This is a genomic window from Frankia sp. AgPm24, assembly GCF_023243055.1.
Classification (GTDB): Bacteria; Actinomycetota; Actinomycetes; order Frankiales; family Frankiaceae; genus Frankia; species Frankia umida.
The window spans coordinates 48,297-71,575 of sequence record NZ_JALKFW010000004.1 but is presented as its reverse complement, the minus strand read 5'-3'; the positions used below and the strand labels follow the sequence as shown (position 1 = coordinate 71,575).

The following is a 23,279-nucleotide window of genomic DNA, read 5'->3' as shown; positions in this document are numbered from 1 at the left end:
CTCCCATGATCGGCGATCCGACCGTGCCGCTGCCGCCTGGCCGGGTTCACGACGCGACCCGCATCGATCAGGTCGTCTACGTCTGGTCACGCCATCCACGGACGGGCGAGCAGGGCTTCTTCCCGGTCGCGAGTTCCCTGGGGTCGGCGGCGGCCCGTTCCTGGGACGATCTGCCGGCCGCGCACCTGCTGGCCGAGGACGCCCTCGCCGCCGACGCGACGACGTCCTTGGCCTATGTCACTAGTCCGACCAGCCCAGCTGTCCCGTCCGGTCCGTCCGGTCCGTCCGGTCCGTCCGGCCTGGGGGTCGGGCCTCGGACGGTGCTCGATGTGTCAGCGGGCGCACCGCCCGAACGGGCCGCGCTGGTGCACCGGGTCCGGGTACCTCGGCGCAGTGGCTCCGGCACCGGCCGGCTGCGGGCGCATGTCCTGACCGGTCGGGCGGACCATCTCACCGAACGGGTGGCGCTGGCACTGCACGCGGCGGGGACCGCGCGGGCCGAGGCGCCGCGTACCTCGACCCGCCTCACCCCGCTGCACCTGCCCGAACTGGCCGCCGCGCGCCGGATCGGGGAACGCACGCTGCGCCAGGCCGCCCGCGCCCCCGCCCGGCGCCACCGACTGACCAACGTGATCGCCGCCGTCCTCGCCTCGTCCGGGACCGGCCAGCCCTTCGCCATCTCGCATACGGGCAGCGAGGAGGCGACCACCCTGATGTGGGCGTTGATCGAACTGCTCGAGGACGTGCTCCCCTATCGCCTGACCTTCGCCTCCCGGATGGCCCCGAGCCTCGCCTGGGACGAACGCCCCGGCCTGGACGCAGCGCCGTCCCGCCGCCCGCCCGCGTACCCACCCGACCCGGCCGGCCACCTGGCACCGGGCGGGGCCGACGGGCCGAGGTTCCTGATCTGCCTGCGACCGCCGACCCCCGGACCGGACACCCCGGCGGCGATGATCCATGTCGATCCACGGCTCGCGCCCCGCACCGCGCCGATCATCCAGACGGCAGCCGGGATTCTGACCACCGTGTACGGCCACAGCGGGATGCGCGCGGTCGCCAGCCTGCTGGCTCTGGTCGGCCCGGAACCGTTCGATGTCGACGAGCCCGCCCGCTGGAGTCATCGCCTCGTCGCCGCGGCCCGAACTCCCCTGTCGACACCAGCCCCGCCACCCCCCGACCGGACCATCCCGCCGTCGGCTCCGCCCGCAACCCACAGCCTCTCGGACGACCGTCGCAGCCCACCGACCGAGGCCGTCGGCGCGTATCTGCGCGACGCCTACACCCAGCTACTCGCCCGGGACGAGCTCGCCGCCGCGGCCACACCCGCGACCGGGAGCGGGACAGGGACGGGAACCGGGAACGGGACGGGAACCGGTGAGCCTGATCCGGCCCGGCGGCTGCTCACCTTGCTGACCGCTCCGATCGGGCTGTCCTGCGAGCTGCCCGGGGCCGAACGTCTACGGGGTCAACTCCGTCGTCTCGCCGGCCAGCTGCACCGCCCGGGCCAGGTCGACGCCCAGCCGACCGCCCCCGACCGGGCCGGGTCTGCCGCGGTACCGGCCGTGGCGTCGGCCGCGGTGTCGCTCACCGTGTCGCCCACGGCGTCGGCCGAGGCCCGCCGCCTCGCCGTGGTCACCACCGTGCTGGCCCGATCGGAGGGTGACCACTACTTCGGTCGGAACACGGCCTCGTCCGCCGTCGGGGCCGGCGCGGTCGAGGCCGCGGTCGAAGCCGCCGTCCTCGCGGCGCGGCGACAGATCACGGGTTCCGTGGTGACCCTGGCCGACGCACTCGCCGCCCTGCGTGGACCCTCGCCCATGCGGGACGCGGCGGTGGCATTGGACGAGGCCGAAGCGACGCTTGGCGCCGGTCTGACAGCGCTTTTCCTCGCCTGTGAGCTGCCCGCACCGGCCGCGCTGGCCCGCCGGCTGGCCACCCGGACACTGTCCGCCCTACGCCCGGAACACCCGGCTCCAGGGTTCGCCGGGCAGCCCGACCCGGCCGACCATGGTCCATCGCCCCGCCAGACCGGTCCGCGCACGGGATGGACGCCGTCCAGGTCCACCGAATCGCCGGCGGCCACCGCGGTCCGGCTGATGCGGTCCACCCATGCCTCCGGCGCGGACGCGTTCCGGCTGCTGGTCCGCTACGTCCCGGACTGGTCCGGGGCCCCGGACCTGCGACGCGCGGTGCTGGCCGCCGGAGCCCGGCCGTACTATCGCGCGCTGACCGCGGCGGACACCCCCGCGGCCGGCCCGGGGCTGCGACGCGCGGTCATCCACCAGATCCTGGCGCTGTACGCGCGGGGCGAGCCGACAACACAGGCCGACCCCGGCGGCGACCTGCACACCCTGCGCGTCGAACTCGACATCCGCCTCGCGCCAGGCGACACACATCCCCACCCGGCACAGGAGCCGGTGCCGGCGCCCACCGCACAGCGGTCCCCCGAACAGCCGCCCCCCGCACAACGGCCCCTCGCACTGTCGCCCCCCGAACAGCGGCCCGTGGGGCAGGGGGGTTCCGGGCAGCGGCGCGATCCGGCGGCGGCGTTTCTGGCGGCCTGTGGGCCGGGGCAGCCCGACGCCGCCCGGGCCTTTGGCCTGCTCGCGCGACATGTGCCGGACTGGAGCGCGGACCAGGACCTCTACCAGGCGCTCTGCCGATGGGGCCCACCGAGCCAGGGGCGCGACGGCGCCAGGCCGAGCCGATCGCAGCTGGCCGCCGCGGCCGAGCAGTACTTCCGCCGGGCCCTGCAGGGGGCACTCGCCGAGTCCGGTGGACCGCAGCCGGCGGACCTGGAGCGGGTGACCCGCCGCCTGATCACGCTGTACTTCCCGGACGTCGCGGACGTCGCGGGCCGTCCGGATGTCGCGGGCCCCGCGGGTGCCATGGCCGTCCCGGCGGCGGACCAGCCGGAGGAAACCCGGCCGCGCGCGGCCGGTGAACTCGTCCGTGCGGTCGAGTCCTGGATCGTCGCCGCGATCACCGAACACGGCCCGAACCGGCGACGTCGCCGCCCGTTCGGGCTGCCCGTGCTGCCCCTCACGTTCACCCTCACCGCCGCCGCCTCCGCGGGGCCCTCCGGGGTTCGATGACACGGCTCACCGGCCCGCTGACAGGGCCCGGTCGGACGGCGGTGGGACCGTCCAGGGTCACCCCCGGCAGCGCGGCCGGCCACGGGAGACACCCGGGCGCGCCGTACTGGCGCCAGCGGCGTCGACTGGAACGTCGCCGTCGCACGGTTCGCCCTACTCGAGATCGGAGGAGTCTGGAACAATGACCCGCACCGGTGTCGGATCGCGCCCGGCCTCGGGCCTGTGTCCGCTGCCGGAACGCACCCGGCTTCGGGTCCTGGAGCGCACGTCGGACACCTCGCGGTCGTGAACGCACGTCTGTGTCGGTGTCGTGACATGCGCGGGGCCTTCGGCTCGGCGGTGCCTTTGGGTATGAAGGAGCGACACCCGGCGACACGTCCGACAGCGTGATCGTGAACTGGTTCGGCGAGGACGGAGGCCATGGGTAGCACGCTGGTGCCGATCATGCTGATCGTCGTGGTGCTGGTGGCCGCGGTGGTCTTCGGAGTCCTCAGCAAGCGGCCTCCCCGCAGCACCGGCCAGCGCCATGCTCGCGGTCTTGACCGGCAGCGCCATCCGTCCGGCACAGTGCCGATCAACGAACCCGCGGGCAGCGCGACGCCACCGCCCGCTCCCGATGATCTCGCTGACACCGGCGTGGCGCCCACGGTGGCGGTGCCGGCGGCCGCCACGGCAGGCGCCCCCGCCACCCCCGGCGCCGGGCGGGCCGCGGCCGCGGCCACGCCGGTGTCCGACTCGGCCGATGCCGACACGCCGTCGGCGCAAGCCGCCAACCCATGGGACGATCATGAAGACTGGGGCATCGGGGTCGCCCCGGTCCACGACCCGCGATCTGGGCGGTCAGCCGGATGGTCGGGGCACATCGACAGCGGCAGCAATGCGGGCGCACCAGGGGGAGGGGACGTGACCGCGCAGGTGCCACACGGCGGATACGACGACACTCGCGATCCGGACAAGACCGGTTGGACGCCACCGCCGGCCACGCCGCCGCATCAGCTGCCCTCCTACGAGGACGAGCGGGAGAACGCGACCCGCTACTTCGACCCCCAGACCGGCGAGCACCCCCTCGCACCGCCGCGCACGGCCCGCACGCCGCCGCCCGCGCCGCCGGTCACCCCCGCCGAGGGCGCGCCGGTCCCGGCGGGCATCGCTGGCACCGGCCCCCGCCGTACGGACGGGGTGGACCCACGCTGGGAGGCCAGCTCCACCGCGGCGACGATCTCGTCAGGCCCGCCTCGGGAGCAGGCCGCGGACCTGATCGCGACCGAGCCGGAGCGCACCACGGCCGCCCCGCTGCGCCTGGCCGCCGCCGGGCGGACCAGGCGAGGCAAGCGCGGCGGTCCCAACGAGGACGCCTTCGTCGTCGTCGACGGCCTGCTCGCCGTGGCGGACGGGGTGGGTGGCGAGGCGGCCGGCCAGATCGCCTCGACGCTGACCGTCACCACCGTCGCCGGTTTCCGTCCGCAGTACGCCGATGATCCGCTGGTCGGTCTGCGCCGCGCGGTCGCACGCGCCAACCATGAGGTGCGTCGACGGGCCCGCGAGGAACCGACCTGGCTGGGTATGGCCTGCACGCTGGACGTCGTCATCCTCGGCCGGCAGCAGAGCACCGGGGAGTTCCTCACCGTCGCCCACGTCGGGGACAGCTCGGTCTGGCTGCAGCCGGGACGGGGTCGACCCCGTGCGCTCACCACCCCGCACGCGATCCGCAACGGCCCGCTGCTCAACGCCGTGGGACTGGCCGACGAGATCGAGGCCGACATCTTCAGCGAACCGGTCCGCGCCGGGGACCGGGTCGTCCTGGCCAGCGACGGCATCACCAAGGTGATGTCACCCGAGCAGCTCGACGGCCTGCTCAGCGAACTCGGTTCCGAGCCGCCGGAACGGGCCGCGGATGCGCTGGTCGAGGCCGCGCTGCTCGCCGGGGCCCGGGATGACACCACCATCGTCGTCGCCGATCTGGTGTCCGAACCCGCCGGGCGGTGACATCCGGCCGGCAGGGAAACCGGCCGCATCCCGCGACAGCGGCTCCGCTCGCGCTGGCTGGACGGCTGGCCCGATGGCTACGACATCACCTGCTCGGCGCGTTCGCCGTGCTCGGGATCATCGCCTTCACCCTCGGTCTGATCGGCGCCTACCGGGAGTTCCACGCCGACCCGGCGACGTTCAGCTGGCCGAACGTCGTGTTCTTCGCCGCCACCCTGTTCATCGCGGACGGCACGATCTTCCAGAATCTCGGTCACTACCCGTTGTCGTTGGAGATCGCCCGCTTTCTCGCGCCGATCGCCACCGCGGTCGGTGTCGCCGATGCCGTCAGCACCGTCTTCGCGCAGCGCTTCGAGCGCTTCCGGGCCCGCCGCGCCCGCCATCACGTGGTCGTCTGCGGCTGCGGCCCGACCGCGACCGCCCTCGTCGACCGGCTCTCCTGGTCCAGACGGGTGGTGCTGGTCGCCGAGGACGCCGAGCGGGAGTACCCGGACACCGAACTCCCACCCGGGCTGCTGCGGGTCGTCGGCGATCCGATGGAGCCGCTGGTCCTCGCCCAGGCCGGCATCGCCCGGGCCGAGGTCGTCTACGGCTGCCTACCGGACACCTCGGCCAACCTGGCCATCGCCCTGGCCGCCCGGCGCCTCGCCGCCGCCCGCGGGGACCAGCCACTGCGCTGCCTGGCCCAGGTGGGCGATCTCTCCCTGATCCCCCATCTGCGCGCCCGGCGGATCGGCCTCAGCGACGACACCGGTTTCCGCCTCGACTTCTTCGCCGTCGAGGTGCTGGGCGCGCACGCCATGCTCGCCCGACACCCCCCGGACTGGGCCAGCGCCGATCCTTCCGACGGCCCGACGCCTCCCCCACCACCGTCGCCCAGGCCGGCCCCGGCCCCGCTGGTGGTTCTCGGTCTGTCCCGCCTCGGCCGGGCCCTCGTCCTCGAACTGGCCCGTCGCTGGTCGTCCTACGCTGGCCCGAACGGACCACTGCTGCCCATCACCGTGTCCGACCCGACCGCCACCGCCCAGCTGGCCGCACTACGAACCCGCGAGCCGGCCCTGGCCCGCATCCACCTCACCGGCCATGACACCCCGCACGGTGAGCTGACGCCGGCTGTCCTCGCCGCCGCCCGCCCAGACCCACCGGAGGGCTCCGACAGCCCGGACAGTCCGCCGGGGTCAGGGGGTCCGGGTGGTCCGCCCGAGTTCATCTACGTCTGCCAGGACGACGAGGAAAAGGCCCTGCTCTCCGGCCTGGACGCCGCTCAGCTCGTCAACGACCGGTTCGGCGTCGGCCGCAGCACCGTCGTCGTGTGCACCGACCGTCAGCTCAGCCTCCAGGAGGTCTTCGGCCAGCCCGGCTCCGCGCACCAGCCACCGACCAGCCCCCGCCCGCTGCTCGAGGATCTCCAGGGCAGCGTACGGTTCTTCGCCGTGAACGATGAAGCGCTCCCCATCGACCTTGGCGACACCGATCTGATCGAACGGTTCGCGCAGACCTCCCATGCCAGGTTCCTCGACTCCGAGCTGCGGCGCGGAGCGGAGCTGGGCTCCCGCCGCTCGATGGTCCCCTGGGACGAGCTACCCGACGAACTGCGCGCCTCCAACCGGGATCAGGTCGCCGGCTTCGGTGAGATCCTGCGCGCGCAGAACCTGATGCTGCTGCCCGCCGGCACCGCCGACGCCGCCTTCGCCTTCACCGACGCCGAAGTCGAACGCCTCGCCCACCTGGAACACGAACGCTGGCTGCGAGAACGCACCGCCCAGGGCTACCGTTTCGGCCCCGTCCGTCAGGACAGCGGCTCGGATCGCCGCCACCCCTCCATGGTCGCCTGGGAGGCCCTCACCGAGGTCGACCGCGAACGCGACCGCGAGGTCATCCGCACCATGCCGACCATCCTCGCCCACGCGGGCCTTCGCATCGTCCGCCTCGACGAGCCAACCTGACGGCACCCGAGTCGGTCCGGCACCCCCCGGCCCGCATGGGGCCGTCACGCCGAGCCGTCCCGCCGGGCCGCCGGGCCGTCCCGCCGTCCCGCGGCCGGATGCCGAGGGCTGTTCGGCCGGATGCCGAGGACTGTTCGGTGCGCCGAGGCCGGAATCCTTGAACAACCCTCGGCATGTCGTGATCTTGCCCGCGATCCGGCAGCGATCCGGCAGCGATCCGGCAGCGATCCGGCAGCGATCCGGCCATGATGACGAAGCGGGCCGCCGTGCTGGTCAGGAGATGCGCTGGTCGACGGGGCAGTCCAGGGCGCTGGCCCGGGTGAGGCCGTCGACCGAGAGGCGGGCGGTGAGGCGGACGGGACCGGAGGATTCGGTGACGATGCCGGTCCAGCCGCCGGCGGCGCGAAAGACGCAGGCCTGGCCCTGGGACAGCCGCCAGTAGGGGGTGTAGTGGACCAGGACGGTGGCGATGCCGGGGGAACGGAAGTCGACGCCGATGGAGCTCACACCCAGTTCGGTCAGACTCGCCGGGCCCTGCACCAGACCGGGTGAGTCCTTGACCAGCCAGACCTTCCAGTGGGCGTCCTGCCAGGCGAGATCGAGGTAGGGCAGACCGGCGCGCAGCAGGGCCGCCTCCGCGACGGCGGACGGGTCGAGGTCGACGTCGGGCAGGGCCACATAGCGGATGCCACGGGCGAGCAGCCAACGGTGGTAGGTCGCGGCGCTCAACGTCCCGTCGTAGAACAGGGAGTTGTACTTGCTGTCGAGTTGGCGTAGCCAGCCGCGGGCCATCGGCACGGACGGCGCGACATAGCGGGCCTCCCAGTGGGCCTCGGTGAACGGCACCTCGACGCGTCCGGCGGGGACGGGCGTGCCCCGGTCGAGGTAGTCGAGCAGGCCGGTGTAGTAACTCGACCTGGCGGACGGGTCGCCCCGGGTGAGCAGGGCACCGTGGATCGGGCCGATCTGCCAGCCGAGCAGCGGGATGGCGACGAGGGCGAGTACCCGGCGGCGGTCGGCGAGCAGCAGCGCCGCGGCGGGGCCGGCCAGCAGGGTGGCCGGGCGGGTGATGTTCCCGCCGATCTGGGTGGGGACGAAGAAGAACAGGGTCGCGGCGGCGGCCCACAGCAGCAGACCGTGCCGGATCGCCCGGGCCTGCGGTGGGACGACGAGCAGCCCCACCCCGATCAACGCCAGCAGCGACAGGTAGGTGATGGCGGGGAACGGCTGGTAGCCGTCCTCGGGGAAGGCGAGCGCGACGATGATGCCGGCGAGGGCGCCGGCGAACGGGACCACACGCCGCCAGCCGATGGTCGCCAGCAGTGCGAGCCCGACCAGCAGCACGAACCCGGCGGCAAGCGGCGAGGCCAGCGACGACAGCACCGCGCCGGCCCAGGTCAGCCGGGTGCGTCGCTCCCGGGCGCCCAGCAGCGCCAGCGCGCCGAAGGCCATCCCGAGGGCGAAGGGCATCCGCCCGACCACGAGGTTGGCCACGGTGGCCGCGGCGAACCAGACCAGCACCAGGTCGTGACCGCCGCGCGCCCGCGGGCCCCGCAACAGGCGGGTGACGATGACCGTGGACGCGAGGCACGACAGCGCGCCCAGCAGCTCCGCCCCGAGCAGCGCACCCAGCGGCGGGAACAGCACACTGTACCCGGGTATGGTATGTCCGCCGTACCATTGGTCGTCCCAGAGGACGGGCCCTCCGTGGCGGAACAGCCACACACGGTATTCCTGGGCGGGTGTGTCGGGGCCGGTCACCGCCAGACCCAGGCACAGCAGGCACAGTGCGGCGGTCAGCGTCCACGGCCAGCGGCGGACGATCGCGACCAGCACGGTCAGGCCGCGGACGAACCGCCCGCGGCGTCGCGATGACCCAAGCGCAAGGAAAGGGGCCTGGCCAGGTGGAGCCGCCCGAAGCCCGGTCTCGCCCAGCGGCGCGGACCCCGTCCCGACCGGCTCCGGCAGGGACACCACAGCGGCCTGGGGAGCAGGGACGCCCCCCGAGGGCGGAGCCGACGCCGCGTCGGGGTCGGCGGGTACGGCAGCTCCGGTCGAGGCGAGCGCAGTCACACGCGTCCTCCCCCGCCATCGCCGACGGTCCGTCCGCCGTATCGCACCGATCATCTCCCGGCGACCCGCCCCTGGGCGAACGGGCCGCGGACGTCACCACGCCGGTCTGGGTCCTCGCACTGGTCATCGCCGGTGCCATCGCCGCGGTCACAGCCATGATCACCGAGGGACGGCTCGGGCCACGTGATCTGAACGTCACCGACCCGACGTCCTGGTGGGGAATTCTCCCATCGGCACCACCGGGCGAGACCACGAGGGGCATCCTGGCCGGATTGTCCGCCCTGGGGATCATCACTCTGTGTGGATGCTGGGCGGCACTCGGATATGCCGCCCTGGCCGGCCGCGTACCCACCCGAACGGGCCTGGCCGCCGCGTTCGCCTGGACCCTTCCCTTCGCCCTCGGTCCGCCTCTTTTCAGCCGGGACGTCTACGCCTACGCGGGTCAGGGGGAACTCGCCCGTCTCGGCCTGGACCCGGCCAGGCACGGCATCGCGGCCCTCGCGACGTCCGGTGCCGTGGACGGATCGGGACCGGTGTTCGTCCGCGCCGTCGACCCCCGCTGGACGCTCACCCACAGCCCCTACGGCGGCGCGGCCGTGGCCGTGGAGAAGGTCGCCGCGGTGGTGGGCGGCGGACCAGCCGGGACGGTCGTGGCGCTGCGGGTGTTCGCCGTGGTCGCCGTCCTCGCCCTGATCGCCGGCGCGCTGCGGCTGGCGGGCCGTGACCCGCGGCGACGCGCGGTCGTCGCGGTGCTGGTCGCCGCGAACCCGGTGCTCGCCGTCCATCTTGTCGGCGGCGCCCACCTGGACGCGGCCGCCGCGGCCCTCGTCGTCGCCGCGCTCCTGCTCCAGGGCCGGACGCGGGACGCCGCCAGGACCGACGGCGGCGGCCGGTGGGCGGCCGTACTGGTGGGGGCCGGGGCGACGGGGCTCGCCGCACTCGCCGGGAACGTGAAGGTGACGGCGCTGCCGGTGGTCGTCTGGCTGGTCGTCGCCCATCTGCTCGACGCCCGGCGCGGCCCGCGGCCGGTACCGGACGCCATGATCCGGCTCGCGGCGGACGTCGTGGCCATCGCGGTGGCCACCGCCCTGTGCACGGTCGCCGCCGGATTCGGGCCCACCTGGGTGCACGCCCTGGCGACCTCCGGTGCCCTGAGCACCGGCATCGCCCCCGCCTCACTGCTCGCCCACGCCATCCACGCGCTGCTCGGCCTCGTCGGCATCCACACCGCCGCCGAGACGACCCTGAAGGCGTCGCGTGACCTGTGTCTGGCCCTGGCGGCCGCGTTCCTCGTCGGGCTCGTCCTGCGCACCTGGCGCCGCCCCCCCACGCCCACCTCGGATGACGCGGCGCCCGGGATGGTCCGGCCTGATCTCGCGGTGGTCGGGTACGGCGGGCTGGCGGTGGCCCTGGCCAATCCGGTGGTCTATCCCTGGTATCTGGCGGCCTGCCTGCCGGCGCTGGCCATCCTCGCCGTGCTGCGCACCGAACTGCCCGCGCGGACGCGCACCTTCGCCGCGGCCGGTCCGCTCGGTGCGGCGGCGGTGGGGGCCATCGTGGCGTCGGTGTGGCTGTGCCTGGCGACGCTGTCGCCGCTGGCCGCGACGTGGCGGCTGCTGGGGCCGGTCGGGCTGGCGCTGCTGGTCACGGTGGTGGCATCGGCCGCGCTGGGGGGTGGCCGCGCCGCGATGGTGGCGGCCCGGCGACGGCCCGCAGCGCCCACCAGCACACGATGACCATCCCCAGGTTGCGGAGCACCAGCAGCACGCTGAGCACGATCCGGCCCTGGACGACGTCGTTGTACCGCCACGGATAGATCAGCTGGGACACCGCGGCCACGGCCAGCAGACCCACCGCCACCCGTCCGCCCCGACGCGCCGCCGCTCGTACGGAACGACTCCCCGCCCCTTCACCAAGCCCACCAAGCCCACCGGGTTCACCGGGTTCACCGGGCAGGGCACCGGCCGGCCGCACGGCGATCACCGCGGCGGCCAGCGCCAGCAGCCAGACGAGGTACTGCGGGCTCAGCACCCGGGCGGTGACGACCACCACCAGCACCAACGCCAACGCCCGGCTGGCCAGCACCTCCGCGACCGCCCGCGCACCCGCCGACCCCGCCTCGGACGGCCCAGCCTCCGTCAGCCCGGGAGCGGACGGCCACTCGGTGGGTGGTGCGGCGCGTAGCCACCACCACAGCGCCGCGGCGACGATCACCACGACCTCGGTCAGCGAACAGGCCGTCGCGACGGCCCGGGCCCATGGTCCGTCGAACTGCAGGGAGCCGTAGGAGTACCGCGGACCCGGCCCACCGGCCATGTGGACGAGCACGAACGGGGTCGCCGCGACCGATTCGACCTGTAGGCCGCGCGCCTGTTGGGCGCCGACGAAGCCGAAGGCGTCCCGCCACCATCCCGTGGCCACCAGTACCGCACCGAACATCACCACCGCGCCCACCAGCCCGCCGAGCAGGCGACGCAACGGCGCCCACGACCTCGGACGGGGCAGCGCGACGAGCATCAGCACCGGCCAGACCTTGCACGCCGCGCCGACGCCGATCGCGAACCCGGCCCGGCCGGGACGTCCACGGGCGACGGCGAGCACGGCGGCCAGTGCGGCGGCGGCCGGCAGCAGATCGAAACGGGCCAGTGCCACCGGCCCGAGCGCGGTCAGGCCGAGCGTCCAGAACCAGGCGGCGTCCCGCCCGCGACGCGCCAGAGCGACCGTGACCGCCGCGTCGACCAGCAGGGCCAGGCAGACGAATGCCACCCGATAGGACAACGCCGAAAGTGCGTGCGCGAGCTCCGGCAGGACGAACACGACCGCCGCCGCCGGCGGGTACTGCCACCGTTCGTCCCCCACCGGCAGCCCGCCGCCGTGACCGAGCGTGCTCGCCCAGTCCGCGTAGATCCGCAGGTCCCCCCGCACGTTCTGCTGGGCACCGAACGTCTGCCCGGTCAGTACCAGGACAGTGAGCAGGGCACGCGTGACCAGCCAGGCCACCACCAGCCGACCGGCGCCGGCGCGCGGGCAGCCCGGAGCTGTCCGGCCTGGGCCGGTGAACGCGCCGGTCCCCCCGGCACACGGCGCCGCGGCGGCCGGGGGAGCCGGCGGCGGCGGGCGGCGTGGCCCGGGCAGGAAGGCCGATCGGCGCGCACGCACGTCCGCGAACGTACCCGGGGCCCGTGATGCGCGATGGCTCACCCCGATGCGCTCGGCGGAGTCCCGCCGCTGTCACCTATTGTTTCCGCCATATCGAGTCACTGCCCATGGCGTGCAACGGAGCACGCCGTGGCCGGCGGACCGGGCGGCGCGTCCGACGGCGGAGGGTGACTCGAAACGCGCCGTGGAGGTGCCTGTGATCCTCGGATCCGGCTCAGCATGGGACACGGCCTGCGTTCAACTGGCGAACGCGGCCCAGCATCTGGGTCTCGACGACGGAATGCACGAACTGCTCCGCACGCCTCGACGGTCGATCACCGTCAGCGTGCCCCTGCTACGGGACGACGGGCAGCTGATGGTGCTGACCGGCTACCGCGTCCAGCACAACCTCGCCCGCGGTCCGGGCAAGGGCGGCATCCGCTACCACCCCAGCACCGACCTCGACGAGGTCAAGGCCCTGGCGATGTGGATGACCTGGAAGTGCGCGCTGATGGGGATCCCCTACGGCGGCGCCAAGGGCGGCATCGCGGTGGAGCCGGGGATGCTCTCGCGTCAGGAGCGCGAGCGGATGACCCGCCGTTACGCGGCCGAACTGGTACCACTGATCGGCCCGGAGAAGGACATCCCGGCCCCCGACGTCGGCACCGACGAACAGACCATGGCCTGGATCATGGACACCTACTCGACCCACACCGGCCACATCGCCACCGGCGTCGTGACCGGCAAGCCCCTGTCGATCGGCGGTTCCGCCGGTCGGGCCGGGGCGACCAGCCGTGGTGTGCAGCTCGCGGTCTTCGCCGCGCTGCGCCAGACCGGGCGCGACCCGCACGAGACGACGGTCGCCATCCAGGGCTTCGGCAAGGTCGGGGCGCTCGCCGCCCAGTACCTGCACGACGCCGGCTGCCGGGTCGTCGCCGTCTCGGACGTCAAGGGTGGCGTCCACAACCCGCAGGGCCTCAACCCCGCGGCCCTCATCCGCCACCTCGCCGACGGCGCCGAGACCGTCGTCGGCTTCCCCGGCACCGACAGCATCACCAACGACGACCTGATCGAACTGGGCGTCGACGTACTCATCCCCGCGGCACTCGAAGGCGTCATCACCATCGAGAACGCCGACCGCGTCCGCGCCAAGATCATCGTCGAGGGCGCCAACGGCCCGATCACCGCCGAGGCCGACCGCATCCTCGACGACCGCGGCATCCTGATCGTCCCGGACATCCTGGCCAACGGTGGCGGTGTCGCCGTCTCCTACTTCGAGTGGGTGCAGGACATCCAGGCGTACTTCTGGTCCGAGGACGAGGTCAACGACCGCCTCGCGGCCCTGATGGAACGCGCCTACAGCGAGGTCGCCATGCTGGCCACGACCCAGGGCATCAGCATGCGCAACGCCGCCCACTGCATCGGCGTGAGCCGAGTAGCCGAGGCCCACCGCACCCGCGGCCTCTACCCCTGACCGTCCGACCCACCCCACCGCCGGACCGGCCCATCACCCAGACCCGGGTCCCGGGCCGGGCCGGCCCACACATCCCCGACCAGCACGGCGCCACGTCCCACACCTGTCCGGCGCCACGTTCACCTGTCCGGCGCACGTTCCGGACAGCGCCCGGACGGATCCCGGCCGCTCCCCCAGGGCCCGGACCGTTCGGGCGTTCGGACGTCCGGGGCAGGCAGGATGGACGCCGCTGCCCGTGTTACCCGCGTTGCCCCCGTGACCTGCGCGTTCTGGTGGCGGCTGACGACGGCCGCGACGGTGCCGGGGGCAGCTGACCGGTCCGTTCCACCTCGGCCGCGGCGGCCGCGGCCACCGCGAGGAGCGCGTCCCCGTCGTCCGCGGCTGACGTGCGGCAACGACGCCGGTTCCCGCAGCGCTCACAGGCATGGGTGAGCACCGCTCGGTCCGCCCCGAACTCGACGGCGATCGGCCGCATGGCCCCGCCGCACGCCTCCGCCCGGTCGCCGGGGTTGCGATCCACGTGTCGTGACCACAGGCAACGCGGACAGTGATTGCTGTAGCCGTTACCCTGCACATCCAGCCCGCAGGTGAGGCAGGTGAAGTCCTCCCGCACCCGGGTGAAGCGCCGCGTCACCCCGTCAGCGTAGTGCGCACACCCCCGAAGACCCGCGCCCACCGACATCAAAGGTGCTGGCAGGACGGCGGCGGGCGGGATGGTGATCCTGCTGTCGTTCCTGTGGGTGACGTAGGTGGGTGGGCCGTGTGGGCCGGACGTGTGTGGATGGGACGTGTGGGTGGGGAGGAGCGAGGATGTCGGACCGACGGGGTGAAATAGTGGGCGTCGAGTCATACCGGGCGGGGTTCACCCACGTCCGGTCGCGCCCGTCGTCCCACCCGCGTCTCGAGGAGGTCGCACCGTGCAGGCCGCCGCACCCCGACCTTCCGAACCCCGACCTTCCGAACAGCCAGCCCAGCCTGACCGGCCCGCGGGGCCGGAGCACCCCGGGCACCCCGAACAACCAGGGCGGCCCGCACCGGCGAGCCCGTCCGAACTGGTAAAGCAGCCCGGCGACACCGGGCAGCCGGAGCGGCCCGAACAGGCGGAACAGGCCAAACAGGCTGGTGAGGCCAAACAGGCTGGTGAGGCCGAGCGGACTGGTGAGGCCGAGCGGGCCGGGGGGCCGGAGGTCCGCGAGCCTCGGTTGTCGGAGCGGGATGCTCGCATCCTGGCGTTCGAGCAGGGGTGGTGGCGGCATCCGGGGGCGAAGGAGGAGGCGATCCGGGCCGAGTTCGGCCTCTCGTCGACGCGGTACTACCAGATTCTCAACCGGCTGATCGACAGCGAGGCGGCGTTGGTCACCGACCCGATGCTCGTCCGTCGGCTACGTCGGCTACGTGAGCAGCGGCGGGCGGCACGAGCCGGCCGGCGCGACCGGGACGAGGAGTAGTTCCCGCATGGCGCATGGCACAGGTGCTCCGGGGCAGCGACGCGCGCCGGCGGGGCGGGGGTCGCGGCTACGCGGCGTGTGGGCGGGGATCATCGCGATTCTCGCCGTGCTCGTCGGGATTCTGGTCGTGAACCTGGTCAACGGGGAAGACGCCACGAAGGATCCGAACGCGTCCGCCGCGGCGCCGAGCCGCACCCCGCTGGACACCGCCCTCGGCACCACGTCACCCTCGACCATCCGGTCGGCCACCGCCTCGCCGACGGCGACACCGTCGGCGCCGGCGAGGCCCGATCCGGTCAGGACCACCCCGGCACCGACTCCGCCGCCCGAACAGCCGGCCGCGGGTCCGGGCGCACGACCGGGCGCCGCGGTGTCGACCCCGATCGCGGTGCTCAACAAATCGCAGATCAAGGGCCTGGCCGAGGCCGCGGCCAGGAAGCTCACCGACACCGGCTTCACGGTCTCGCGGACGGGAAACTTCCTGTCGACCTACAACGTCCCGGTCACGACCGTGTACTACGCCGACGGTCAGGAGCAGGCCGCCCAGACCCTCAAGGACGCCGTCCCGGGTATCGAAAAGATCGTGCCCAGGTCAGAGACCCGCATCGTCGTCGAGGATCCGCTGATTCTCGTCATTACGCGCGACTTCCCCGCAGACCCGGAAAAATGATCGCCTGATCGCCGGTCGCGACATCCCACAGTGGGCGTGTCCGCCGGAACTCGACCATTCCGACATCGACCCGGGAAGGCCCCGTGACCGAATCCACCCGCCACGAGCCCGCCTCCGACCAGCCCGCGCGGCCGGCGCAGCCCGCGCCGCGCACCCCCGCGGGCGGGGCAGGGCTCGCCGCCCTGCTGACCGCACCGCAGCGGGCGCTGGTCGCCCTCGACTACGACGGCACCCTGTCCCCGATCGTCGCCCGTCCCGCTGACGCCGTTCCGGCGGCGGGGGCGGTCGAGGCACTGCTGGCGATCTCCCGGCTGGTGGGCACGGTCGCCATCATCACCGGCCGACCGGTGGCCGCGGTGCTGGAACTGACCCGGCTGGAGAAGCTCGCAGACCTCGGCGACTTCGTGATCCTCGGCCAGTACGGGTTGCAGCGCTGGGACTCCCAGCGACGGGAGACCACCAGCCCCGATCCGCTGCCCGGTGTCGCGGCCGTGCGCGCGGCGCTGCCCGGGGTGCTGCGGGACGCGCCGCCCGGCACCGTCGTCGAGGACAAGCACCACGCGCTGGTCGTCCATGTGCGCCGCGCGGCCGATCCGGACGCGGCCCTCGCCGCGCTCTCCCCCGCGCTGACCACGCTCGCGACGGAGAACGGCCTGGAGGCGGCCCCCGGCAAAAGGGTGCTCGAGCTACGTCCCCCCGGCCACGACAAGGGCGGTGCGCTACGGGAGCTCGTGGCCGCCCGCGGTGCGCGCTCGGTGCTGGTCGCCGGGGACGATCTCGGTGATCTGCCGGCGTTCGACGCCGTCGAGGAGCTGCGGGCGACCGGTGTGCCGGGGATCGCCGTGTGCAGCGACAGCCCCGAGGTGCCGAACGCCGTGCGGGAACGGGCCGATCTCGTCGTCGGCGGCCCGGCCGGCATGGTGTCCCTGCTCGAGGTCCTCATCGAGCGCCTGAGCCGCTGACCGGGAAGGCCCCGCTGACCGGGAAGGCCCCGCCGGTCAGCGGGCGGCGACCAGGGCGGCGAGCTGGTCGGTGAACCAGATACGCGGGGGGAGGCGGCCGGCATGATCAGCGCCATGTGCAGGGCCGCCGCCGTCGCCTGCACGTCGAACGGGTTGACCACCAGCGCGGCCCCACCCATCTCGGCGTACGCCCCGGCCTCCCGGGACAGCACCAGCACCGCGTCGCGGCGGGACAGCGCCGCCCCCTCCTTCGCCACGAGGTTCATCCCGTCCCGGACCGGGTTGACCACCAGCACCTCGGCCAGCGACAGCGCCGCGATCGAGCGGGGATAGTCGTCGGTCACCTCCAGGTGCAGAGGACACCAGTCGTCCTCGGCGAACTCGTCGTTGATCTCGGCGGCGAGCCGACGCACCGCCTGGGTGTACTCGCGGTACTCGGGCAGGTTGTGCCGCGACGGATAGGCACACACCAGGTGCATCACCTGCCCGCGCCACCGCGGCTGGGCGCGCAGCAGCTCACGGTAGGCCAGCAGGCCCCGCACGATGTTCTTGGACAGCTCCGTCCGGTCGACCCGCACGATCAGCCGTCGTCCGCCGGCGAGCGCCGCGAGTTCCGCCGCCCGCCCGGCCACATCCGCCTGCGCGGCCCGGTCCCGCAACTCCCCCACGTCCACCCCCAGGGGATGGACGCCGATCCGGACCAGCCGTCCCCCGTCCGCCTGCGCCCCGTCCGCCTGCGCCAGTACCCGCACCTGACGGTCGTGGACGGCCACACCGGGCAGCGCCTCGGCGCACTGTTCGAACGCGTCGGCCCAGGCATCGGTGAGAAAACCCAGTCGGTCCGCGCCGAGCAGGCCGTGCAGCAGCTGCGCCTGGACGTCGTCGGGCAGAATCCGGAAGTAGTCCGGTGGCGCCCACGGGGTGTGACTGAAGTGGGCGATCCGCAGGTCAGGGCGCATCCGACGGAGCTGGCCGGGGACGAGCATCAGGTGGTAGTCCTGCACGAGGACGCAGGCTCCGGGCGCCGCCTCCTGCGCCAGCGCCTCGGCGAACATCGCGTTGTACGCCTGGTAGGCGGCCCAGTCCTGGCGAAACCGCGCACCGAACACCGGCTGCGACGCCGGCGCGTACAACAGATGCTGGACGAACCACAGCACCCGGTTCGCCACGGCGTTGTAGGCCCGGTCGAAGATCTCCTGATCGATGTCGAGGATGCGCACCGCGGCGCGGCCGGTGTCGAAGCCGGCCCGGTCGAGCCGCCCGCCGGGCGCCCGGCTCGCCGCCCGCCGATCGGCGTCCCCCAGGGCCGCGCACACCCACACCAGGCGGTCGGCGTCCGGCGGCGCGTCGGCGGCCGCCTGCCCGAGCCCGGACACCAGCCCGCCGGCGCCACGTCGCAGCAGCAGCTCGCCGTCCGGACCATCGGCGAACGCGACCGGCCCACGGTTCGACGCGACGAGGACCCGCGCCGTCCCGGTAGCCGAGGGCTCGGGCCCCGGGGGCTCGAGAGCAGGGGCCGCCGGCTCGGGGGCGGCGTCCGGGGGCGCGGGGGCAGGGGCCGCAGCGGTGCTGTGTGTGACGTCCGACATGCGTTGCACACAGCGGAGAGTAGGCCATCTGCGCCTCCGCGAAGGCCCGCTCCGGCGCACCGCTCAGCCCAGATGTCGGTCTCTCGCTGGTACCGGTGCCTTTTCGCCGGACGGCCACCGCCCGCGCACCATCGACCCGAGGCAACCCTCGGCGACTCTCAGCCGACGATGGCCTGACGCACCGCATTGGCCCAACCGGCGCCGACGGAGCCGTCCTCAACGGCGACGTTGTCGTACTTCGGTAGCAGCCCGGGGATGCTGGGATGACGCAGCGCGTTGGCGACCAGGTGCATCCGACCGACGTGCGCGGCCATCTCCAGATCACTCGCCGAGTCGCCGATCGCGATCGCCTCGGTCGGCGACAGCCCACGTCGGCGCAGGTCGTAGGCCACGGCGTCGCCCTTGCTGACGCCGTCTGGCACCAGGTGGTAGACGTGCGGCTGGCCACCGAGGTGCGGCATGTGCGACGGCGAGATCAGCCCGTTGTCGCGCATGCTCAGCCAGCCGAAACCGATCTCGGTGAGCCACGCGTCGACCTCGGCGACCTCGATCCGCCCGCGCAGCATCACATCGATCTCACGCCCGGTGTGCCAGGGCGTGTGCAGCTCCAGCTCACCGGGATGACGGTCGATCAGCTTGTCCAGCAGGACGGGTGGGACCTGGTCGAAGTCGGACGGCATCGCACCGCGCAGGATCTCGCTGTCGCGCCCGCGGTTCCAGCCGACGATCGCACCGAGCTCGCCGATGAACCCGTCCGCGCCGAAGATCTGCGCCGCCTCGAGCAGCTGCGGCCGGGTGCGCCCGCTCACCAGCACCAGCAGGACTCCCGCGGCGTGCAGCTCGATGAGTGCCTGCGCGGGCTCCAGGGTCACCCCCCCGCCCTCGGCGAGAAAGAAGCAGCCCCCGGGCCCGACCATCGTGCCGTCAAGATCGGTGTAGACGACGCGGACACTCACTGTTATGAACTCCCTGGTCCTAGGACGGCACCCGGTGGGACGCTGGCTGATGCGACACACAACCGTGAACCAGGAAACATCGGTGCACGATCTCGGGCACGCGGTCTACAGTACGGACAGACAACTTCATCTGGCTCATCCAGAGGGGCAGAGGGAACGGCCCGGCGAAGCCCCGGCAACCACCCGCACGCTGTGCGTGCGCGGCAGGTGCTAATTCCGACCTGTGGCAGGTTGCCGCGGGAAAGATGAGGAGCTTCTCCATGACTCTCGCGCCCGAGCGCGCCACCGCCTCCGCCCTGGACGTGGCCAACCCCGCTGTTGGCCTGTCCTGTCGCCACTGCGGAGCGACCTACCCGCTGTCACCGAGCCATGTGTGCGTCGAGTGCTTCGCCCCGCTGGAGATCTCCTACGACCCGGACCTGCTGCGCCGGGTCACCCGGGAGTCGATCGAGGCCGGCCCGCGCAACCTGTGGCGTTACGTCGGCCTGCTGCCCGCCGGCCACGACCCGTCCCGCCGGGTCTCCCTCGGTGCCGGCTGGACGCCGCTGCGCCACGCCCCGCGGCTGGCCGCCGAACTCGGGATGAAGACGCTGTACGTCAAGGACGACAGCGCCAACCCCACCCACTCGTTCAAGGACCGGGTTGTCTCGGTCGCCCTGTCCGCCGCCCGTGAGCTTGGTTTCACCACGGTGGCCTGCGCGTCCACCGGTAACCTCGCCCAGTCGGTGGCCGCGCACGCCGCCAGTGCCGGGCTGCGCTCCGTCGTCCTCGTCCCGCACGACCTCGAGGCCGGCAAGACCGTCTCCACCGGTGTGTACGGCGGCACCCTGGTCGCCATCCAGGGCACCTACGACGATGTCAACCGGCTGTGCAGCGAACTGGCCGGCGAGTACGAGTGGGCGTTCGTCAACGTCAACGTGCGCCCGTTCTACGCCGAGGGTTCCAAGACGCTGGGCTACGAGGTCGCCGAGCAGCTCGGCTGGCGGCTCCCCCAGCAGGTCGTCGTGCCGATCGCGTCCGGCTCGCTGCTGACCAAGGTCGACAAGGCGTTCGGTGAGCTCGGCAAGCTCGGCCTGGTCGAGCCGACCCCCTACCGGGTCTTCGGCGCCCAGGCCGCCGGCTGCAACCCCGTCGCCGCCGCCTTCAGCCGCGGGGTCGACACCGTCGCCCCCGTCCGTCCGTCGACGATCGCCAAGTCGCTGTCCATCGGTAACCCCGCCGACGGCCCCTACGCCCTGGACGTCGCCCGCCGCACCGGCGGCGCGATCACCGACGTCACCGACCCCGAGATCCTCGAGGGCATGCGTCTGCTCGCCCGCACCGAGGGGATCTTCGGGGAGACCGCCGGTGGCGTCACGGTGGCGACTCTGCGCCGTCTGCTGCGCGAGGGCCTGCTCGACCCCGAGGCCGAGACCGTCATCTACAACACCGGTGACGGCCTGAAGACCCTCGACCCGCTGGTCGAGACCGGTGGCCCCACCGCCACCATCAAGCCCTCCCTGCGCGCCTTCGAGGCCGCCGGCCTGGGCGACGACTCCGCCGCCTGAGGCCTGCCCAGGCCCCGTGCCTGCCCCCTGCCCCCTGCCCACGGCCCCCGTGCCTGACCCCTGGTCACGGGGCTGTGGTGCGACGTCCGCCGACGTCCAGCGGCACCCAGCGGGCGTCCAGGAGGCGTCCAGGAGGCGTCCGAAATGTTCTAGAAGCGGCTGTCGGCGCCGCCGGACGCGGACGAGGGGAACAGCAGGGGGCGAACGGTCGCCCAGCCGGTTGCGGGGGCGGCTCGGGACGGGGAACAGCGGGTGCGGCGGGGCTCGCCGACCGAGGGCGCGCTTGCACTCTCCCAGGGTGAGTGCTAAACATGAGCTGGCACTCTCGTGATGGGAGTGCCAAGGCTGAAACGGCGAGGCTGCCCAGTCCTCCCGGCTGTCATGGCGGTTTGTCCGCACCTGGCCGGAGCTGGCGGGAGCCGTCCGTCGCGGGCGTCGTTGTGGCCAGGCCATCGAACCTGCCATCCCACTGGGAGGACCCAGAAACCATGCCGAAGATCATTGCCTTCGATGAGGAGGCTCGGCGCGGCCTGGAGCGCGGCATGAACCAGCTGGCCGACGCCGTCAAGGTCACGCTCGGCCCCAAGGGTCGCAACGTCGTGCTGGAGAAGAAGTGGGGCGTCCCCACGATCACCAACGACGGTGTCTCCATCGCCAAGGAGATCGAGCTCGAGGACCCGTACGAGAAGATCGGCGCGGAGCTCGTCAAGGAAGTCGCGAAGAAGACCAACGACGTCGCGGGTGACGGCACCACCACCGCGACGATCCTGGCCCAGGCGCTGGTCCGTGAGGGTCTGCGCAACGTGGCCGCCGGCGCCAACCCCCTCGGCCTGAAGAAGGGCATCGAGGTCGCGGTCGAGCGCGTCTCCGAGGAGCTGTCCAAGCAGGCCAAGGAGGTGGAGACCAAGGAGCAGATCGCCTCCACCGCCTCCATCTCGGCCGGCGACCCCGCGATCGGCGGGCTCATCGCCGAGGCGCTGGACAAGGTCGGCAAGGAGGGTGTGGTCACCGTCGAGGAGAGCAACACCTTCGGTCTCGAGCTTGAGCTCACCGAGGGCATGCGCTTCGACAAGGGCTACATCTCGCCGTACTTCGTCACCGACGCCGACCGCCAGGAAGCCGTCCTCGACGACCCGTACATCCTGATCGTCAACAGCAAGATCGCGGCGGTCAAGGACGTTCTCCCGCTGCTGGAGAAGGTCATGCAGACCAGCAAGCCGCTGGTCATCATCTCCGAGGACGTCGAGGGCGAGGCCCTGGCCACCCTGGTCGTCAACAAGATCCGCGGCACCTTCAAGAGCGTCGCGGTCAAGGCTCCCGGCTTCGGCGACCGCCGCAAGGCGATCCTCGGTGACATCGCCATCCTCACCGGTGGCCAGGTCATCTCCGAGGACGTCGGCCTCAAGCTCGAGAGCACCTCGCTCGACCTGCTCGGCCGCGCGCGCAAGATCGTCGTCACCAAGGACGAGACCACCGTCGTCGAAGGTGCGGGCGACCCCGACCAGATCGCCGGTCGGGTCAGCCAGATCCGCAACGAGATCGAGAAGTCCGACTCGGACTACGACCGCGAGAAGCTCCAGGAGCGCCTCGCGAAGCTCGCCGGTGGTGTCGCCGTCATCAAGGTCGGCGCGGCCACCGAGGTCGAGCTCAAGGAGAAGAAGCACCGCATCGAGGACGCGGTCTCCAACGCCAAGGCCGCCGTCGAGGAGGGCATCGTCGCCGGTGGTGGCGTCGCGCTGCTCCAGGCGTCGATCACCGCCTTCGAGAAGCTCGACCTCTCCGGCGACGAGGCCACGGGCGCCAACATCGTCCGCCTCGCGCTCGAGGCCCCCATCAAGCAGATCGCCTTCAACAGCGGTCTCGAGGGTGGCGTCGTGGTCGACAAGGTCCGCAACCTGCCCACCGGCCACGGCCTCAACGCCGCCACCGGTGAGTACGTCGACCTGATCGCCACCGGCATCATCGACCCGGCCAAGGTCACCCGCTCGGCGCTGCAGAACGCCGCGTCGATCGCCGGCCTGTTCCTCACCACCGAGGCCGTCATCGCCGACAAGCCGGAGAAGAACCCGGCCCCCGCCGTCCCCGGCGGCGGCGGCGACATGGACTTCTGAGACTCCTCCAGTCTCAGGACGTCAGCTCGGCACCACCGGCCGTCCCGGCCACATCAGGCCGGGCTCGGCCGGGTCGAGGTGGGGCGGCGCACCACCCGCACCGCGTCGACACAGCACGAATGGTAACGGCGAAAGGCGGCTCCGCTTCGACGCGGAGTCGCCTTTCGCCGTTTCTGTGGTGGTCCTCCCGAACCGCTTGATCGCAGCAACAATGCCAGAAAAGAGGCATTCATCACGCAGGTTCGACTGAACCTGGGGATACCCCCCGGATGGGGTGGACAAAT

Annotated in this window: 14 protein-coding genes, 1 pseudogene and 1 riboswitch; of the genes and pseudogenes, 10 read left to right on the top strand and 5 right to left on the bottom strand. The window is 72.9% G+C overall.

Going from position 1 to position 23,279, the window contains the following annotated elements:
• Positions 1-5: 5 nt before the first annotated feature.
• The 3 genes from MXD61_RS02480 (at position 6) to MXD61_RS02470 (ending at position 7,027) form a co-directional block, all read left to right on the top strand.
• On the top strand, positions 6-3,095 hold the full coding sequence (locus tag MXD61_RS02480; protein ID WP_248811237.1) for a hypothetical protein: 3,090 nt from the start codon (positions 6-8) through the stop codon (positions 3,093-3,095).
• Positions 3,096-3,515: 420 nt separating this feature from the next.
• The gene (locus MXD61_RS02475) at positions 3,516-5,081 is read left to right on the top strand and encodes a PP2C family serine/threonine-protein phosphatase (protein WP_248811236.1); all 1,566 of its coding nucleotides are present in this window, start codon (positions 3,516-3,518) and stop codon (positions 5,079-5,081) included.
• Positions 5,078-7,027, top strand: a complete 1,950-nt coding sequence (locus MXD61_RS02470) for an NAD-binding protein (RefSeq protein ID WP_248811235.1) — start codon at positions 5,078-5,080, stop codon at positions 7,025-7,027. Before MXD61_RS02475 ends, MXD61_RS02470 begins: the two co-directional genes overlap by 4 nt.
• Before the next feature lie 273 nt (positions 7,028-7,300).
• Here the strand turns inward: MXD61_RS02470 and MXD61_RS02465 are convergent, their stop codons facing one another.
• A complete protein-coding gene (locus MXD61_RS02465) occupies positions 7,301-9,100 on the bottom strand; it encodes a hypothetical protein (RefSeq protein WP_374628306.1) in 1,800 nt (599 codons plus the stop codon).
• Between the two features lie 155 nt (positions 9,101-9,255).
• Between MXD61_RS02465 and mptB the strand changes: the two genes are divergently transcribed.
• Positions 9,256-10,836, top strand: coding sequence for a polyprenol phosphomannose-dependent alpha 1,6 mannosyltransferase MptB (gene mptB / locus MXD61_RS02460; RefSeq protein WP_248811234.1), 1,581 nt, complete (start codon positions 9,256-9,258; stop codon positions 10,834-10,836).
• Here mptB and MXD61_RS02455 read toward each other — a convergent pair.
• On the bottom strand, positions 10,745-12,259 hold the full coding sequence (locus tag MXD61_RS02455; protein ID WP_248811233.1) for a glycosyltransferase family 87 protein: 1,515 nt from the start codon (positions 12,257-12,259) through the stop codon (positions 10,745-10,747). The genes mptB and MXD61_RS02455 overlap by 92 nt on opposite strands.
• 196 nt (positions 12,260-12,455) lie before the next feature.
• Here MXD61_RS02455 and MXD61_RS02450 point away from each other — a divergent pair, with 196 nt between their 5' ends.
• Positions 12,456-13,712, top strand: a complete 1,257-nt coding sequence (locus MXD61_RS02450; RefSeq protein WP_248811232.1) for a Glu/Leu/Phe/Val dehydrogenase — start codon at positions 12,456-12,458, stop codon at positions 13,710-13,712.
• Between the two features lie 238 nt (positions 13,713-13,950).
• On the opposite strand, the gene MXD61_RS02445 is transcribed toward MXD61_RS02450, so the two are convergent.
• Complete coding sequence (locus tag MXD61_RS02445) at positions 13,951-14,346, bottom strand: RNHCP domain-containing protein (protein ID WP_248811231.1); 396 nt, start codon at positions 14,344-14,346, stop codon at positions 13,951-13,953.
• Positions 14,347-14,629: 283 nt separating this feature from the next.
• Here MXD61_RS02445 and MXD61_RS28625 point away from each other — a divergent pair, with 283 nt between their 5' ends.
• The 3 genes from MXD61_RS28625 (at position 14,630) to otsB (ending at position 16,792) form a co-directional block, all read left to right on the top strand.
• On the top strand, positions 14,630-15,160 hold the full coding sequence (locus tag MXD61_RS28625) for a DUF3263 domain-containing protein (protein WP_374628303.1): 531 nt from the start codon (positions 14,630-14,632) through the stop codon (positions 15,158-15,160).
• A 7-nt stretch (positions 15,161-15,167) separates the two neighbouring features.
• Positions 15,168-15,830 (top strand): LytR C-terminal domain-containing protein, encoded by a 663-nt coding sequence (locus tag MXD61_RS02435; RefSeq protein WP_248811230.1) that lies wholly within the window; start codon positions 15,168-15,170, stop codon positions 15,828-15,830.
• Between the two features lie 83 nt (positions 15,831-15,913).
• The gene (otsB, locus tag MXD61_RS02430; RefSeq protein WP_248811229.1) at positions 15,914-16,792 is read left to right on the top strand and encodes a trehalose-phosphatase; all 879 of its coding nucleotides are present in this window, start codon (positions 15,914-15,916) and stop codon (positions 16,790-16,792) included.
• A 152-nt stretch (positions 16,793-16,944) separates the two neighbouring features.
• Here the strand turns inward: otsB and MXD61_RS02425 are convergent.
• Positions 16,945-18,381, bottom strand: a pseudogene (locus MXD61_RS02425) (trehalose-6-phosphate synthase); the annotation flags it as partial.
• Positions 18,382-18,539: 158 nt separating this feature from the next.
• Complete coding sequence (locus tag MXD61_RS02420) at positions 18,540-19,337, bottom strand: HAD family hydrolase (RefSeq protein ID WP_248811228.1); 798 nt, start codon at positions 19,335-19,337, stop codon at positions 18,540-18,542.
• Positions 19,338-19,469: 132 nt separating this feature from the next.
• A riboswitch (SAM riboswitch) is annotated at positions 19,470-19,589 on the top strand.
• 8 nt (positions 19,590-19,597) lie between these two features.
• Here MXD61_RS02420 and thrC point away from each other — a divergent pair.
• Together thrC and groL are read left to right on the top strand one after the other, a co-directional pair.
• On the top strand, positions 19,598-20,884 hold the full coding sequence (thrC, locus tag MXD61_RS02415) for a threonine synthase (RefSeq protein WP_163550659.1): 1,287 nt from the start codon (positions 19,598-19,600) through the stop codon (positions 20,882-20,884).
• A 488-nt stretch (positions 20,885-21,372) separates the two neighbouring features.
• Complete coding sequence (gene groL / locus MXD61_RS02410; protein ID WP_175084902.1) at positions 21,373-22,995, top strand: chaperonin GroEL; 1,623 nt, start codon at positions 21,373-21,375, stop codon at positions 22,993-22,995.
• Positions 22,996-23,279 lie beyond the last annotated feature (284 nt).